Origin of the sequence: Streptomyces cyaneofuscatus, from assembly GCF_033109485.1 — a bacterium.
GTDB classification, from domain to species: Bacteria; Actinomycetota; Actinomycetes; order Streptomycetales; family Streptomycetaceae; genus Streptomyces; species Streptomyces cyaneofuscatus.
In genome coordinates this window covers 6,845,148-6,858,476 of sequence record NZ_CP137002.1, presented here as the reverse complement: position 1 = coordinate 6,858,476, position 13,329 = coordinate 6,845,148, and the positions used below count along the sequence as shown (strand labels likewise).

The following is a 13,329-nucleotide window of genomic DNA, read 5'->3' as shown; positions in this document are numbered from 1 at the left end:
TCTACCAACTGCTCTCCCTTTCCGGATAGTTGGCCGGAAGTCGTCGGGCTGGGAGAGGTGTTTGCCCAGCGTGCGGGTGGGGTGGGCGGGTGCGGAGTGACGCCTGACACACTGAGGGTATGGAACCTCGCGAACCTCTCGCCCCCTTCCTTCTCGCCTTTCCCGGCCCGTTGCGCGACCGGCTGGTGGCGGCGGTCCTCTCCGGTGAAAAGGTGTCCACCTCAGGGCTGTTGGCCGAGTACGAGCTGGAGGGCGAGGAGCTTCCGCCGGTGGGCGAACGGTCCGCGCTGATCGACTCGGAGGGGCGGGAGGTGGCGGTGGTGGAGTTGACCGAGGTGCGGGTGCTGCCGCTCGGGGAGGTCGATCTCCAGCATGCGCTGGACGAGGGCGAGGGGTACCGGTCGGTGGCCGAATGGCGTGCGGGGCACGAGGCGTTCTGGCACGGGGAGGAGATGCGGGAGGCGATGGGGGATCCGTCGTTCACGGTGGATGACGGGACGATGATCGTGGCCGAGCGGTTTCGGGTGGTGGAGGTGTTGGAGGGTGGGGCCTCCTGCGGGTGAGGCCCCGGGGGTGCGCGGGCGGGCCTTCGGCCGGGTGAAGCTCCGGGGCGCTGCCCCGGGCCCCGCTCCTCAATCGCCGGAGGGGCTTGAACGAGCCGCAGGGGCTCAGAGGGCTTTCGCCGCCGCCCTTCCCGCTGCTCGGCCCGAGAAGATGCAGCCGCCCAGGAACGTGCCCTCCAGCGAGCGGTAGCCGTGGACTCCGCCGCCGCCGAAGCCCGCCGCCTCGCCCGCCGCGTACAGGCCGGGGAGCGGGGTGCCGTCCGCGGTCAGGACCTGGGAGGAGAGGTCCGTCTCCAGGCCGCCCAGGGACTTACGGGTCAGGATGTTGAGGCGTACGGCGATGAGCGGGCCCGCCGCCGGGTCCAGGATGCGGTGCGGTTTCGCCGTACGGATCAGGCGGTCGCCGAGGTAGGCGCGGGCGCCGTAGATCGCGGTGACCTGGAGGTCCTTGGTGAAGGGGTTGGCGATCTCGCGGTCCCGGGCGGTGATCTCACGGCGCAGCTCGGCCGCGTCGATCAGGCCGTCGCCGCTGACCGCGTTCATGCCCCGGACCAGGGCGTCGAGGTCCTTCTCCACCACGAAGTCCGCGCCGTGGTCCATGAACGCCTTCACCGGTGCGGGCACGTCCGCGCGGGCCCGGCCGATCACGTCACGTACCGACTTGCCGGTCAGGTCCGGGTTCTGCTCGGAGCCCGAGAGGGCGAACTCCTTGCCGATGATCCGCTGGTTGAGGACGAACCAGGTGTAGCCGTGGCCGGAGCGCATGATGTGTTCGAGGGTGCCGAGCGTGTCGAAGCCGGGGAAGAGCGGGACCGGCAGCCGCTTGCCGCGGGCGTCCAGCCAGAGGGAGGAGGGGCCGGGCAGGATGCGGATGGCGTGCTTGGACCAGATCGGGTTCCAGTTCTCGATGCCCTCGGTGTAGTGCCACATCCGGTCCCGGTTGATGTGGTGGGCGCCCGCCTCCTCGGCGATGCCCAGCATCAGCCCGTCGACATGGGCGGGAACGCCGGAGAGCAGCTTCTCGGGCGGGGTGCCGAGGCGCTCGGGCCACTGGGAGCGGACCAGGTCGTGGTTGCCGCCGATGCCTCCGGAGGTGACGATCACCGCCTGGGCCTTCAGCTCGAAGGTGCCGGTGGCCTCACGGCTGCTGGCGGTGCCTCGATCGGCCGCGCTCGGCTCCAGGATCTCGCCGGTGAGCGTGTCCAGCGCCCCGGCGGTGCGGCCCAGGCCGGTGACGCGGTGGCGGAACCTCAGTTGGACGAGCCCCTTGGCGACGCCCTCGCGGACCCGCCGCTCGAAGGGGGCGACGACGCCGGGGCCGGTGCCCCAGGTGATGTGGAAGCGGGGTACGGAGTTGCCGTGGCCGGTCGCGTCGTAGCCGCCGCGCTCCGCCCAGCCGACCACCGGGAAGATCCGCAGCCCCTGCTGGTGCAGCCAGGAGCGCTTCTCGCCGGCCGCGAAGTCGACGTAGGCCTCGGCCCACTTCTTCGGCCAGTGGTCCTCCTTGCGGTCGAACCCGGCGGTGCCGTACCAGTCCTGGAGGGCCAGTTCGCGGCTGTCCTTGATCCGCAGCCGGCGCTGCTCGGGCGAGTCGACGAGGAAGAGGCCGCCGAAGGACCAGTGGGCCTGCCCGCCGATGGACTGCTCGGGCTCCTGGTCGAGAACGATCACGGAACGGCCGGCGTCGACCAGTTCGGCGGTGGCCACGAGTCCGGCGAGCCCTGCCCCGATCACGATCACATCAGCGTCGTACGCCATGGGTTCCATCCTGTTCGGGGAGGCTCAGGGGGGTGAGAAACGTTCAAGTTACCCGTGCGTCAGATCTTGGGTACCGGCCGCTGCCACGTCAACCACCCCGGTGCTGTTGGATGAAACGCATGACGCCTTCTGACGAGATCCTGGACATCGTCGACGAGAGAGACGAGGTCATCGGGCAGGCCCCGCGCGGCGAGGCGACCGCGCGGGGCCTGCGCCACCGCTGTGTCTTCATCGAGGCGCGCGATGCGCAGGGGCGTCTCTTCGTCCACCGCCGGACGGCAAGCAAGCTGCTGTTCCCCTCGCACTACGACATGTTCGTGGGCGGGGTGGTGGGCGCGGGCGAGTCCTACGACGAGGCGGCGCTGCGCGAGGCGGAGGAGGAGCTGGGGGTCTCGGGGCTGCCGATGCCCGAGCCGCTGTTCCGGTTCCTCTACACCGATGAGAAGCACTCCTGGTGGTCGGCCGTCTACCAGGTGCGGTGCGAGCTTCCGGTGGCCCCTCAGGCCGAGGAGGTCGCCTGGCACGCCTTCCTGGACGAGAAGGAGCTGGAGGAGCGTCTCGGTGCGTGGCCGTGGGTGCCGGACGGGGTGGAGGCGTACCGGCGGCTGAAGGAGTTCCGGGCGCTCTGACCTCGTAAGGTGCCCTGTGTGAACAAGATCGCGCAGAGCGTACGCCTGTGGTTCGCGCCGCAGCGGATCCGGGACGAGGGGGCCACTCCCGACTACCGGTTCTCCCTGGCCAACGAGCGGACGTTCCTCGCCTGGATCCGGACCGCGCTGGCCCTGATCGGCGGGGGCTTCGCCGTGGACCAGTTCCTGCCGGAGCTGGCCTGGGGCGTCCGGGCGGGGCTCGCCCTGGGGCTGCTCGCCGCGGGGGTGCTGTGCGCGCTGCGGGCGGTCAACCACTGGGTGCGGTGCGAGCGGGCGATGCGGCGCGGGGAGGATCTGCCGGTCTCCCGGTTCCCGACGGTGCTGGGGATCGTGGTGGCGGTCGTGGCCGTGGCGATGGTGGTGGTGGTCCTCTTCGGCTGGGAGGGCCGGTGACGGCGGCGGTACACGACCGGGACCCCGGGCTCCAGCCCGAGCGGACCCGGCTCGCGTGGCGGCGTACGACGCTGTCCGCCACGGTGGTGGCTTTGCTCGCCGGGCGGCAGGCGCTGCACAGCGGTGTGTCCCCGGCCGTGCTGGTGGCGGTGGCGCTGACGGCGGTGGCCTGGCTGGGGCTCCTGGCGGTGGCGCACCTGAGGGTTCGGCGGCTGGGGGTCGCGCGGCCGGAGCCGCTCGCGCCGCGCGGGGCGCTGGCGGCGGCGCTGTGCACGGTGGCGTTCGCGGTGTTCGCGGTGGCCATGCTGTTCTGAGCGCGGCCCGTGCTCTCTCAGCCGTCCCAGTCCACCCTGACCACGATCTTGCCGCGCGTACGTCCCTCCTGGTTGAGGCGGTACGCCTCGGCCGCCTGCTCCAGCGGGAAGACCCGGTCCACATGGACGGTGACGATGCCCCGTTCGGCCAGCTCCGCGAGCTGCGCCAGGTCGGCGGCGTCGGGCCGGACGAAGGCGTAGCGGCCGCCGTAGGAGAAGACCTCGCTGTCGGCGATCGAGGCGAGCCGGCCGCCCTCGGCGAGGGTCTCGGCCGAGACCCGCAGCGCCTCGCCGCCCACCGTGTCGAAGGCCGCGTCGAAGCCCTCGGGGACCAGCTCCCGCAGCCGGTCGGCGAGTCCGTCCCCGTACTCCACGGGTTCGGCGCCGAGGCTCCGTACGTGGTCGTGGTTGCGGGCGCTCGCGGTGCCGACGACCCGGCAGCCGGTGTGGCGGGCGATCTGCACGGCGAGCGAGCCGACGCCGCCCGCCGCCGCGTGGACCAGGACGGTGTCGCCGTCGCGGATCTTCAGGGTGCGGTGCAGCACCTGGTACGCGGTGAGCCCGGCCAGCGGCAGGCCCGCGGCCTCCTCGAAGCTCAGGGAGAGGGGCTTGCGGGCGAGGGTGCGGACGGGGGCGGCGACGTACTCGGCGAACGTACCGCGGGAGAGGAAGTCCTCGCGGACGTAGCCGATCACCTCGTCCCCGACCCCGAACTCGTCGACGGCGATGCCCGGTTGCACGACCACCCCGGAGACGTCCCAGCCGGGGATCACCGGGAAGACGGCGTCGAGGCCGCCCTGGAGGTAGCCCTCGCGGGCCTTCCAGTCGACCGGGTTGACGGCGGCCGCCCGCACCTTCACCAGCACGGAGTCGGGGCCGACCTTGGGGTCGGGCCGCTCGCCGTACTCCAGGACATCGGCCGAGCCGTACGCGCTGTAGCTGATCGCCTTCATCCCTCGACCTTCGGCGCAGGTCAGGGTCGCCGCAACTCAGAGCGCGGGCCACTCCCTCACCAGCGGGGGATCGCCGGCGCCACCCACTCCGGGTCGCCCCTGCGCATCGCGGCCGCGTCGTCGCGCTCGCGGTGGGTGCCGTCGTCCTCCAGCCAGCGGCGGTGCAGGGCGGCCAGGCGGTCGCGGTCCAGCTCGACGCCGAGGCCGGGCACGTCGGAGACGGGGAGCCGGCCGTCGGTGAAGGTATGGCGTTCGGTGATGACGTCCTCGGTCTGCCAGGGGTAGTGGCTGTCGCAGGCGTACGCGAGGCCGGGCACGGTGGCGGCCACGTGGGTCATCGCGGCGAGGCTGATGCCGAGGTGGGTGTTGGAGTGCATGGAGAGCCCGACGCCGAACGTACGGCACAGGGCGGCGAGTTCGCGGGTGCGGTGGAGGCCGCCCCAGTAGTGGTGGTCGCCGAGGACGATCTGTACGGCGTCGGTGGCGAAGGCCTCCGGGACCTCGGCGAGGGTGGTGACGCACATGTTGGTGGCGAGCGGGACGTCGGTGGCGGCGGAGACGGCGGCCATGGACTCCGTACCGCTGGTGGGGTCCTCCAGGTATTCGAGGACGCCCGTGAGCTGGTCGGCCACGTACAGCGAGGTGGGGACGGACCAGGCGCCGTTGGGGTCCAGGCGGAGCGGGCGGCCAGGGAAGGCCTCGGCCAGGGCGCGGATCGCGGCGATCTCCTGGTCGGGCGGGAAGACACCGCCCTTGAGCTTGAAGGAGGCGAAGCCGTACGTGTCCGCGAAGCGGCGGGCCTGGGCGACGATGCCCGCCGGGTCGAGGGCCGCGCCCCAGTCGTCGCGTTCGCCGCCCTGCGGGTGGTGGGCCCAGCGGTAGAAGAGGTACGCACTGTACTCGACGGAGTCACGGACCTTCCCGCCGAGCAGGGCGTGCACGGGCAGGCCGAGCGTCTTGCCGAGGGCGTCCAGGCAGGCCACCTCGAAGGCGGAGACGACGGAGAGGCGGATCTTCCCGGCGTTCCTGACGCCGCGCAGCCCGCCGGCGTCCACCCGGTCGTCGACTGCGGCATGCGATCCGTCGCACACCTCGTCGGCCAGGGCGAACAGCCCGTTCAGATCGGTGACCGCACGGCCCGGGAGCGCCTCGGCGAGGGAACGCGCGGGCTCCAGGTAGGCGCCGTCGCCGTACGTCTCCCCCACGCCGGTGGTTCCGCCCCGGGTGACGACCTCCACGATCAGGCGCGGGGTGTACGGCTGGTGGACGCCCTGCGTGTTCAGCAGAGGCGGATCGGACACGAGGACCGGGGTGAGCCGGATGTCTTCGATCGCCAGAGCTGTGTTCATACGTGAACTGTATTCAGAGGTGCGTTTCATTACCAGGGTCCGGACGGCTTCCGGGGCGGCAGATCCCGAAGGGCACTGGACGACATACCGACTGGTCGGCATCATGGTTCCGACCAGTCCGTAGTCGCCCGGAGGTACGCCACCATGAGCCCAGTCCCCCCGCCAGGTCTCGACCCGGAGCTGCTGCGCGGCCATCTCGACCGCGAGCGGCCGGGGCTGGTGAGCGGACCCCTCGAAGCGCGGCTCATCGAGGGCGGCCGCTCGAACCTGACGTACACCGTCACCGACGGGACCGGCCGCTGGGTGGTGCGCAGACCGCCGCTGGGCCATGTGCTGGCCACCGCGCACGACATGAAGCGCGAGCACCGGGTGATCAGCGCCCTGTACCCCACCGCCGTCCCGGTGCCGGAGCCGGTGCTCCTCTGCGAGGACGACGCGGTGCTCGGGGCGCCCTTCTACGTCATGGAGCACGTCGAGGGCGTCCCGTACCGCACCGCCGAACAGCTCGCCCCGCTGGGCCCCGAGCGCACCCGGGCCGCCGTCCTCGCCCTCGTCGACACACTGGTCGACCTGCACGCGGTGGACCCGGAAGCGGTGGGGCTCGGGGACTTCGGGCGGCCGGAAGGGTTCCTGGACCGGCAGCTGCGGCGCTGGGGCAAGCAGCTGGACGCCTCCCGCAACCGCGACCTGGCCGGCATCGACGAGCTGCACGCATCGCTGGGCCGTGAGCTGCCCGCCTCCCCCGCACCCACCGTCGTCCACGGCGACTACCGCCTGGACAACGTCCTGCTCGGCCCGGACGACCGCATCAACGCGGTCCTGGACTGGGAGATGTCCACCCTGGGCGATCCGCTGACCGACCTCGGGCTCCTCGTGATGTACAGCTCCGACCTCGATCTGCCGCACTCCCCCGTCTCCACCACCAGCGGCGCCGCCGGGCACCCCTCCCCCGCCGAGCTGATCGAGCGGTACGCCGCCGGGTCGGGCCGGGACACCTCCGCCATCTCCTGGTACACCGCGTTCGCCTGGTTCAAGCTCGCCGTGATCCTGGAGGGCATCCACTACCGCTACACCCTCGGCCAGACCGTCGGCGCGGGCTTCGACCAGATCGGCGATCTGGTCCCGGTCTTCATCGAGCACGGCCTCACCACCCTCCAGGAAGGCTGACCCCCCATGGACTTCGCATTCGACGCCCGTACCGAGGAGCTGCGGAGCAGGCTGCTCGCCTTCATGGACGACTACGTCTACCCGGCCGAGAAGACCGACCACGAACAGCGGGCGCTGCTCGCCTCGCCGTGGGACACCCCGGCCGTGGTCGGTGAGCTGAAGGCCGAGGCGCGGCGGCAGGGACTGTGGAACCTCTTCCTGCCCGACGCGGAGTACGGGGCCGGGCTGACGAACCTCCAGTACGCGCCGCTCGCGGAGATCACCGGCCGCGCCCCGCACCTCGCGCCGACCGCGCTGAACTGCGCGGCCCCGGACACCGGGAACATGGAGGTGCTCTTCCAGTTCGCCACCGACGAGCAGAAGAAGCAGTGGCTGGAGCCGCTGCTGGCCGGGGAGATCCGCTCCGCCTTCGCGATGACGGAGCCGGATGTGGCCTCCTCCGACGCGACGAACATCGAGACCCGGATCGTGCGGGACGGTGACTCGTACGTCATCAACGGCCGCAAGTGGTACATCTCCGGGGCGATGAACCCGGACTGCGCGGTCTTCATCGTGATGGGCAAGACCGACCCGGACGGCGATGACCTCCGCCGCCAGCAGTCGATGATCCTGGTGCCGCGCGACACCCCCGGTCTCGAAGTGCGGCGCGCCATGCAGGTGTACGGGTACGAGGACCACTCCCACGGCGGCCACGCCGAGGTGGTCTTCCACGACGTACGGGTGCCCGCGGCGAACCTGATCGGTGAGGAGGGCGGCGGTTTCGCCATCGCGCAGGCGCGGCTGGGTCCGGGGCGGATCCACCACTGCATGCGGCTGATCGGGATGGCGGAGCGGGCCATCGAGCTGATGTGCCGCCGGGCGGTGGACCGTACGGCGTTCGGCAAGCCGCTCGCCCAGCAGGGCGTCGTGCAGAACTGGATCGCGGACGCCCGGGTGACGGTGGAGCAGCTGCGGCTGCTGGTGCTGAAGACGGCCTGGCTGATGGACACGGTGGGCAACAAGGGCGCGCACACCGAGATCCAGGCCATCAAGATCGCCACCCCGCGCGCGGTGGTGGAGATCCTGGACTCCGCGGTGCAGCTGCACGGGGCGGGCGGGGTGAGCCAGGACTTCCCGCTGGCGGAGCTGTGGGCGTCGGCGCGGACGCTGCGGCTGGCGGACGGGCCGGACGAGGTGCACCAGCGGTCGCTGGCCCGGCGGGAGATCAAGCGGTACGTGTGAGAAACCGGGTGCGGCCCGCTCCTGGGGAGCGGGCCGCACCGGTGTCACGTGAGGGTCAGAAGGTGAGCTTCCAGCTGTCGATGTAGCCGGTGTCCTGCCGGGCGATGTCCTGCACCCGGAGCTTCCAGACGCCGTTGGCCGCCTTGGCGGAGGCGTTGACGGTGTACGTCGTGATGACGTTGTCCGCCGAATCACCGCTGCTGGAGTTCTTCAGCCGGAAGGCGGCGCCGTCCGGTGCCAGCAGGTCGATGACGAGGTCACCGCGGTAGGTGTGCTTGATGTCCACGCCGACCTGGAGTGCGGCGGGGGCGTTGCCGGTCCGGCCGGAGACGGTGACCGAGGAGGTCACGGCCGCCCCGGCGTCCGGGATGGCGACGTCGGCGTCGTTGGAGAAGACGGTGCCGGTGGGCGGCTCGCCCGTGGAGCCCGCGGAGAGGGTCCAGATGGCGTGGGCGGCGGCGTCGCTGTTGCGGTCCAGGGCGGTGTCGTTGATGTTCGCCGTGGTGTCGCAGGAGGAGTGGTAGCAGCGGTCGAAGGCCTGGCCCTGCGTCCCTCCCCACTTCTGCACCTGGGCCGCGGTCTTGGTGCGGCTGGCGCCGGTGAAGAGGCCGCCGACGGGGACGCCCGCCGACTTGAACGGGGCGTGGTCGGAGCGGCCGTCGCCCTCGGTCTCGATCTCGGTGGGCACGCCGATGCCCGCGAAGTAGTCCTTGAAGGTCTTCTCGATGACCGGGTCGTCGTCGTAGACGAAGTAGCCCGCGTTCGGCGAGCCGATCATGTCGAAGTTGAGGTAGCCGGAGATCTTCGAACGCTCGGCGGCCGGCAGGTTGTTGACGTAGTACTTGGAGCCGATCAGGCCCAGCTCCTCCGCACCCCACCAGGCGAACCGCAGGTGCTTGTCGGGCTGGTAGCCGGCGCGTGAGACGGCGAGGGCGGTCTCCAGGACGGCGGCCGAGCCGGAGGCGTTGTCGTTGATCCCGGCGCCGGAGGAGACGGAGTCCAGGTGGGCTCCGGCGAAGACGACCTTGTTCGGGTCGCCGCCGGGCCAGTCGGCTATCAGGTTGTAGCCGGTGGCGCCGCTGGAGGTGAACTGCTGGATGGACGTGGTGTATCCGGCCGCGTCGAGCTTGGCCTTCACGTAGTCGACGGACGCCTTGTAGCCGGGGCGGCCGTGGGCGCGGTTGCCGCCGTTGTTGGCGGCGATCGTCGAGAACTGCGTGAGGTGGCCCTTGACGTTGGCCAGGGGTATGTCGGGTGCTGCGACGGCGGCGGTCGCCGTGGTCGTCGCCGGGGCGGCCTGCGCGGTGGGCGCGGCGGTCCCGAGAAGGGCTGCGAGGGCGACGGCGGCGACGGCCGCCGGGGATCTGCGCAGGGTGAGTCGGTTCGGTCTCATCGATGGGGCTCCGGATTCCGTTCGGGGACTGACGGAACGTGCGGGGGGCACCCGGCCGCGTGGAACGTACGGCCGGGTCCTGGAGCTGGTGGTGCGCACCGCGGGGCCGGTGGCCCGTGCGATGCGTGACCGATGGTCAATGAGGTGACAGTGTTCCGTCAAGAGCGGAAAGCGGACATGTCAGTTCCATTAACGAACACATATCGGCGTTTGGACGTGTTCAACCGGCCCTGAACAGGGCGGTGTCGAACAGGGCGGTGTTACGGGCGCCAGGGCGGTGTTACGGGCGCAGGGCCCGCAGCAGCAGATCCGCGAGGTGGCCGGCGACCTGCTCACGGCTGAGCGGGCCGTCCGGGCGGTACCAGGTGGAGAGGTGGTGGACCGAGCCGAAGTGGTAGTCGACCACCAGGTCGGCGGGGGTGGCGGTGGAGAACACCCCGCTGCGCTGGCCCTCCTCGATCAGCGCCCGGAACCGCTCGTGGTAGCGGCGGCGCTCCACCCGTACCTGCTTGTTCTTCTCCGGGCTCAGGTGGTGCATGGAGCGGAAGAAGATCGCGGCGTCGTCCAGGTTGTCGATGGTCGTGACGACCACGTCGGCGGCCGCGTCGCGCAGCCGCTGCTCGACGGGGGCGTCGGCGTCCGCGAAGGCGTCGAGCCGCTCCTGCTGGAGCCGCAGCACCCGGGCGTAGACCTCCTGGAGGAGGTCCTCCTTGGAGCCGAAGTAGTGGTAGAGCGCCCCCTTGGTGACGCCCGCCGCCTCGACGATCTCCTGCACCGAGGTGCGGTCGTACCCGCGCTCGGCGAAGAGCCGGGTGGCGGCGGCCAGCAGCCTCTGGGGGACGGGCGTGCCGTTCTGCTCCGTCGCCTTGGCCATGAGCCGCCACCTGCCTTTCATACCGTGCGTTCGCTGTTTCGACGAGGTTCTAACGGGAGGAACGCAGTTCCCGCCTGAGGATCTTCCCACTCGCCGTCTTCGGCAGCTCGGCCAGGATCTCCACCTCGCGCGGATACTTGTACGCGGCGAGCCTTTCCTTGCAGTACGTCCCCAGCTCGCCCGGTTCGACGGTTGTGCCCGGACGCAGACTGACATAGGCGCGTACGGTCTCCCCCCGGTACGCGTCGGGCACGCCCACGACGGCCGCCTCGCGCACCGCCGGGTGGGTGTACAGGACGTCCTCCACCTCGCGGGGCCAGACCTTGAACCCGGAGGCGTTGATCATGTCCTTCTTGCGGTCGACGACGTAGAGCCACCCCGCCGCGTCCATGAACCCGATGTCACCGGTGCGCAGCTCGCCGTCCGGGAAGGCGGCCTCGGTGGCCTCGGGGAGGTTCCAGTAGCCGGAGACGACCTGGGGGCCGCGCACCGCGATCTCGCCCTGCTCCCCGAAGGGCACCTCCTGCCCGCTCTCGTCGAGGATCCGTACGACGGTGTCGGGGCCGGGCACGCCGACGGAGAGGGTGCCGGAGACCGGGTCCACCGGGGCCTCGCGCTCGGGCGGGACGGAGGCGCAGGGGGCGGTGCACTCGGTGAGGCCGTAGCCGTTGCGGATGTACGGGCCGAAGCCGGCGCGGAACTTCTCCACCAGTGCGGGCGGCAGCGGGGCGCCGCCGGAGGAGATCACCTGGAAGGAGGCGAAGTGGTCCGGGGTGACGTCCGGGTGGGCGGCCAGGGCCATGAAGGCGGTGGAGGGGCCGACGGTGTAGGCGGGGCGGTGGGCGGCGAAGGCGTCGAGGACGACGCCCGCCTCGAAGCGGTAGGCCAGGACCAGGGTGCCCGCGTTGGCGATACAGGCGGCGAGCTGGCAGACCATGCCGGTGATGTGGAAGAGCGGGGCGAGCGCGAAGTAGGCGGAGCCCTCGGCGACGGGGTGCCCGGTGCGCTGCCGCTCGGCGTTCACCATGATGTTGGCGTGGGAGTTCATGGCGCCCTTGGGGGTGCCACTGGTCCCGGAGGTGTAGCTGATCAGCGCCACGTCGCCGGCGGTGAGCTCCCGGCCGCCCGGAGGCGCGTGGCCGGCCCGGGCGACGGTGAGCAGGTCGTCGGCGAGGTCGTCGGGGCCGGGGGCGGGGGGCCGCTCGAAGCCGAGGACGCGGGGGTCGTCGACGCTCTGGAGGTCCAGTTCGCAGGCGGTCAGGGCGATGGTGAGGTCCGGGGCGGCTTCGGCGGTCTCCCGCAGATACGCCGCCCAGGCCCGGTCCGAGCAGATCAGCGCGGTGACCCCGGCGTCCTTCAGCACGTGCCCGACCTCGCCGGACTTGTACATCGGATTGAGCGGTACGACGGTGGCCCCGGCCTTCCACGCGCCGAGGAGCGCGAGGACGAAGTGCGGGCTGTTCTGGAGCATGATCGCGACCCGGTCGCCGCGCCGCAGGCCCCGGGCGGCGAGGTGTCCGGCCACCGAGTCGGAGAGCGTGTCGGTCTCGCGGTAGGTCAGGCGGCCGTCGAAGTAGGCGAGGGCGGGGTGGTCCTCGGGGGCCCGGGCGACCGTGTCCCGGAAGGCGTGGAGCACGGTCTCGGCGGGGTGCACCTCGGCGCGCTGGGCGTCGCTGAGGAGGGCGAGCCAGGGCTGGGCGGCGTAGTGGGAGGGGGCGGACCCGGTGTCGGTCATGCGCCGCTCACCTCCTCCCACTTCTGCTGGAGGCGGTTCATGTTGCCGATCCACCGGTCGGGGTCGGCGGCGCGCGCCTGGTAGTAGCCGGCGACCTCCGGGTGCGGCAGGACCAGGAAGCGGTCGGCCGCCATCGCGTCGAACAGCGCGTCGGCGACGGCGTCCGGCTCGATCGCCCCGGGGGCGAGCACCAGCTCACCGGCCGAACCGGCGGCGGTGAGCATGTCCGTCCGTACGCCCTGCGGGCAGATGGCGTGCACCTTGATGCCGCGGTGGCGGTAGGTGAGCGAGAGCCACTCGGCGAAGGCGACCGCCCCGTGCTTGGTGACGCTGTAGGGGGCCGCGCCGATCATCGTCAGCAGTCCGGCGGCGGAGGCGGTGGTGACGAAGCGCCCGCTGCCGCGCTCCAGCCACTGCGGCAGCAGGGCCCTGGCCGCCCGGACGTGGGCCATCACGTTGACGTCCCAGGCGGCGGCCCAGATCTCCTCGTCGGCGAACGCGTCACCGGGCGAGGCGAGTCCGGCGTTGGCGCAGTAGACGTCCACCGTGCCGCCCAGCGCGTCCCGGGCCGCCTCCACGACGCCCGAGGCGTCCCCGGCGACGGCGAGGCCGCCGATCTCCTTCGCGAGCGGCTCGATGCGCGCGAGGTCGAGGTCGTTGACGACGACCCGCGCGCCCTGCTCGGCGAACCTGCGGGCCAGAGCGGCGCCGATGCCGCCTCCGGCTCCCGTGACCACCACGCCGGCGTCCTGCACCGTATCCATCGCCATCCCGCCTCTCGGTCCGTCTGCACCGGCAGACTAACCGGTCGGTATGTGATGGGGGAAGGGTCGGGAAGGGCTCCGGGGCAGGTGGGCGCGGGGCGCCGTCCGGCTCGCGGAATCGGCGCGGCCCGGGTCGTTCCGTGCGGCCCGCGCCCGCGCTAGCGTGCGTGGCCATGACAGTCGGCGCGATCATGG

General features: G+C 71.7%; 13 protein-coding genes. 6 read left to right on the top strand and 7 right to left on the bottom strand.

Annotation, left to right across the window (positions count from 1 at the left end):
* The first annotated feature begins 119 nt into the window (after positions 1 to 119).
* Positions 120 to 563, top strand: coding sequence for an ASCH domain-containing protein (locus R2B67_RS30240; RefSeq protein ID WP_317822447.1), 444 nt, complete (start codon positions 120 to 122; stop codon positions 561 to 563).
* Positions 564 to 668: 105 nt separating this feature from the next.
* Here the strand turns inward: R2B67_RS30240 and R2B67_RS30235 are convergent, their stop codons facing one another.
* Positions 669 to 2,321, bottom strand: coding sequence for an FAD-binding dehydrogenase (locus tag R2B67_RS30235; protein ID WP_317822446.1), 1,653 nt, complete (start codon positions 2,319 to 2,321; stop codon positions 669 to 671).
* A gap of 119 nt (positions 2,322 to 2,440) precedes the next feature.
* Here R2B67_RS30235 and R2B67_RS30230 point away from each other — a divergent pair, with 119 nt between their 5' ends.
* The 3 genes from R2B67_RS30230 to R2B67_RS30220 are packed head-to-tail and all read left to right on the top strand — an operon-like array spanning position 2,441 to position 3,678.
* Positions 2,441 to 2,950: an NUDIX hydrolase gene (locus R2B67_RS30230; protein ID WP_317822445.1), complete on the top strand. Its 510-nt coding sequence runs from the start codon at positions 2,441 to 2,443 to the stop codon at positions 2,948 to 2,950.
* An 18-nt stretch (positions 2,951 to 2,968) separates the two neighbouring features.
* On the top strand, positions 2,969 to 3,364 hold the full coding sequence (locus R2B67_RS30225) for a YidH family protein (RefSeq protein WP_018515399.1): 396 nt from the start codon (positions 2,969 to 2,971) through the stop codon (positions 3,362 to 3,364).
* Positions 3,361 to 3,678: a DUF202 domain-containing protein gene (locus R2B67_RS30220; protein WP_317822442.1), complete on the top strand. Its 318-nt coding sequence runs from the start codon at positions 3,361 to 3,363 to the stop codon at positions 3,676 to 3,678. The genes R2B67_RS30225 and R2B67_RS30220 overlap by 4 nt, the downstream gene beginning before the upstream one ends.
* A gap of 17 nt (positions 3,679 to 3,695) precedes the next feature.
* On the opposite strand, the gene R2B67_RS30215 is transcribed toward R2B67_RS30220, so the two are convergent.
* Together R2B67_RS30215 and R2B67_RS30210 are read right to left on the bottom strand one after the other, a co-directional pair.
* Positions 3,696 to 4,631 carry an NADP-dependent oxidoreductase gene (locus R2B67_RS30215; protein ID WP_317822441.1) on the bottom strand — a complete coding sequence of 312 codons (936 nt, stop codon included), beginning with the start codon at positions 4,629 to 4,631 and terminating at the stop codon, positions 3,696 to 3,698.
* 56 nt (positions 4,632 to 4,687) lie between these two features.
* Positions 4,688 to 5,980, bottom strand: a complete 1,293-nt coding sequence (locus R2B67_RS30210; protein WP_317822440.1) for a glucarate dehydratase family protein — start codon at positions 5,978 to 5,980, stop codon at positions 4,688 to 4,690.
* A 144-nt stretch (positions 5,981 to 6,124) separates the two neighbouring features.
* On the opposite strand from R2B67_RS30210, the gene R2B67_RS30205 reads away from it, so the two are divergent.
* A complete protein-coding gene (locus R2B67_RS30205) occupies positions 6,125 to 7,147 on the top strand; it encodes a phosphotransferase family protein (RefSeq protein WP_317822439.1) in 1,023 nt (340 codons plus the stop codon).
* A 6-nt stretch (positions 7,148 to 7,153) separates the two neighbouring features.
* Positions 7,154 to 8,368 (top strand): acyl-CoA dehydrogenase family protein, encoded by a 1,215-nt coding sequence (locus R2B67_RS30200; RefSeq protein WP_317822438.1) that lies wholly within the window; start codon positions 7,154 to 7,156, stop codon positions 8,366 to 8,368.
* A gap of 55 nt (positions 8,369 to 8,423) precedes the next feature.
* Here R2B67_RS30200 and R2B67_RS30195 read toward each other — a convergent pair whose 3' ends face one another.
* The 4 genes from R2B67_RS30195 to R2B67_RS30180 all read right to left on the bottom strand — a co-directional run bounded on the left by R2B67_RS30195 (position 8,424) and on the right by R2B67_RS30180 (position 13,140).
* A complete protein-coding gene (locus R2B67_RS30195; protein WP_317822436.1) occupies positions 8,424 to 9,761 on the bottom strand; it encodes a M28 family metallopeptidase in 1,338 nt (445 codons plus the stop codon).
* A gap of 280 nt (positions 9,762 to 10,041) precedes the next feature.
* Entirely contained in the window at positions 10,042 to 10,635 is a 594-nt protein-coding gene (locus tag R2B67_RS30190; RefSeq protein WP_018515406.1) for a TetR/AcrR family transcriptional regulator, read from the bottom strand.
* 49 nt (positions 10,636 to 10,684) lie between these two features.
* Positions 10,685 to 12,370: an AMP-binding protein gene (locus R2B67_RS30185; protein ID WP_317822435.1), complete on the bottom strand. Its 1,686-nt coding sequence runs from the start codon at positions 12,368 to 12,370 to the stop codon at positions 10,685 to 10,687.
* The gene (locus R2B67_RS30180; protein ID WP_317822433.1) at positions 12,367 to 13,140 is read right to left on the bottom strand and encodes an SDR family oxidoreductase; all 774 of its coding nucleotides are present in this window, start codon (positions 13,138 to 13,140) and stop codon (positions 12,367 to 12,369) included. The genes R2B67_RS30185 and R2B67_RS30180 overlap by 4 nt, the downstream gene beginning before the upstream one ends.
* Between the last annotated feature and the right edge of the window lie 189 nt (positions 13,141 to 13,329).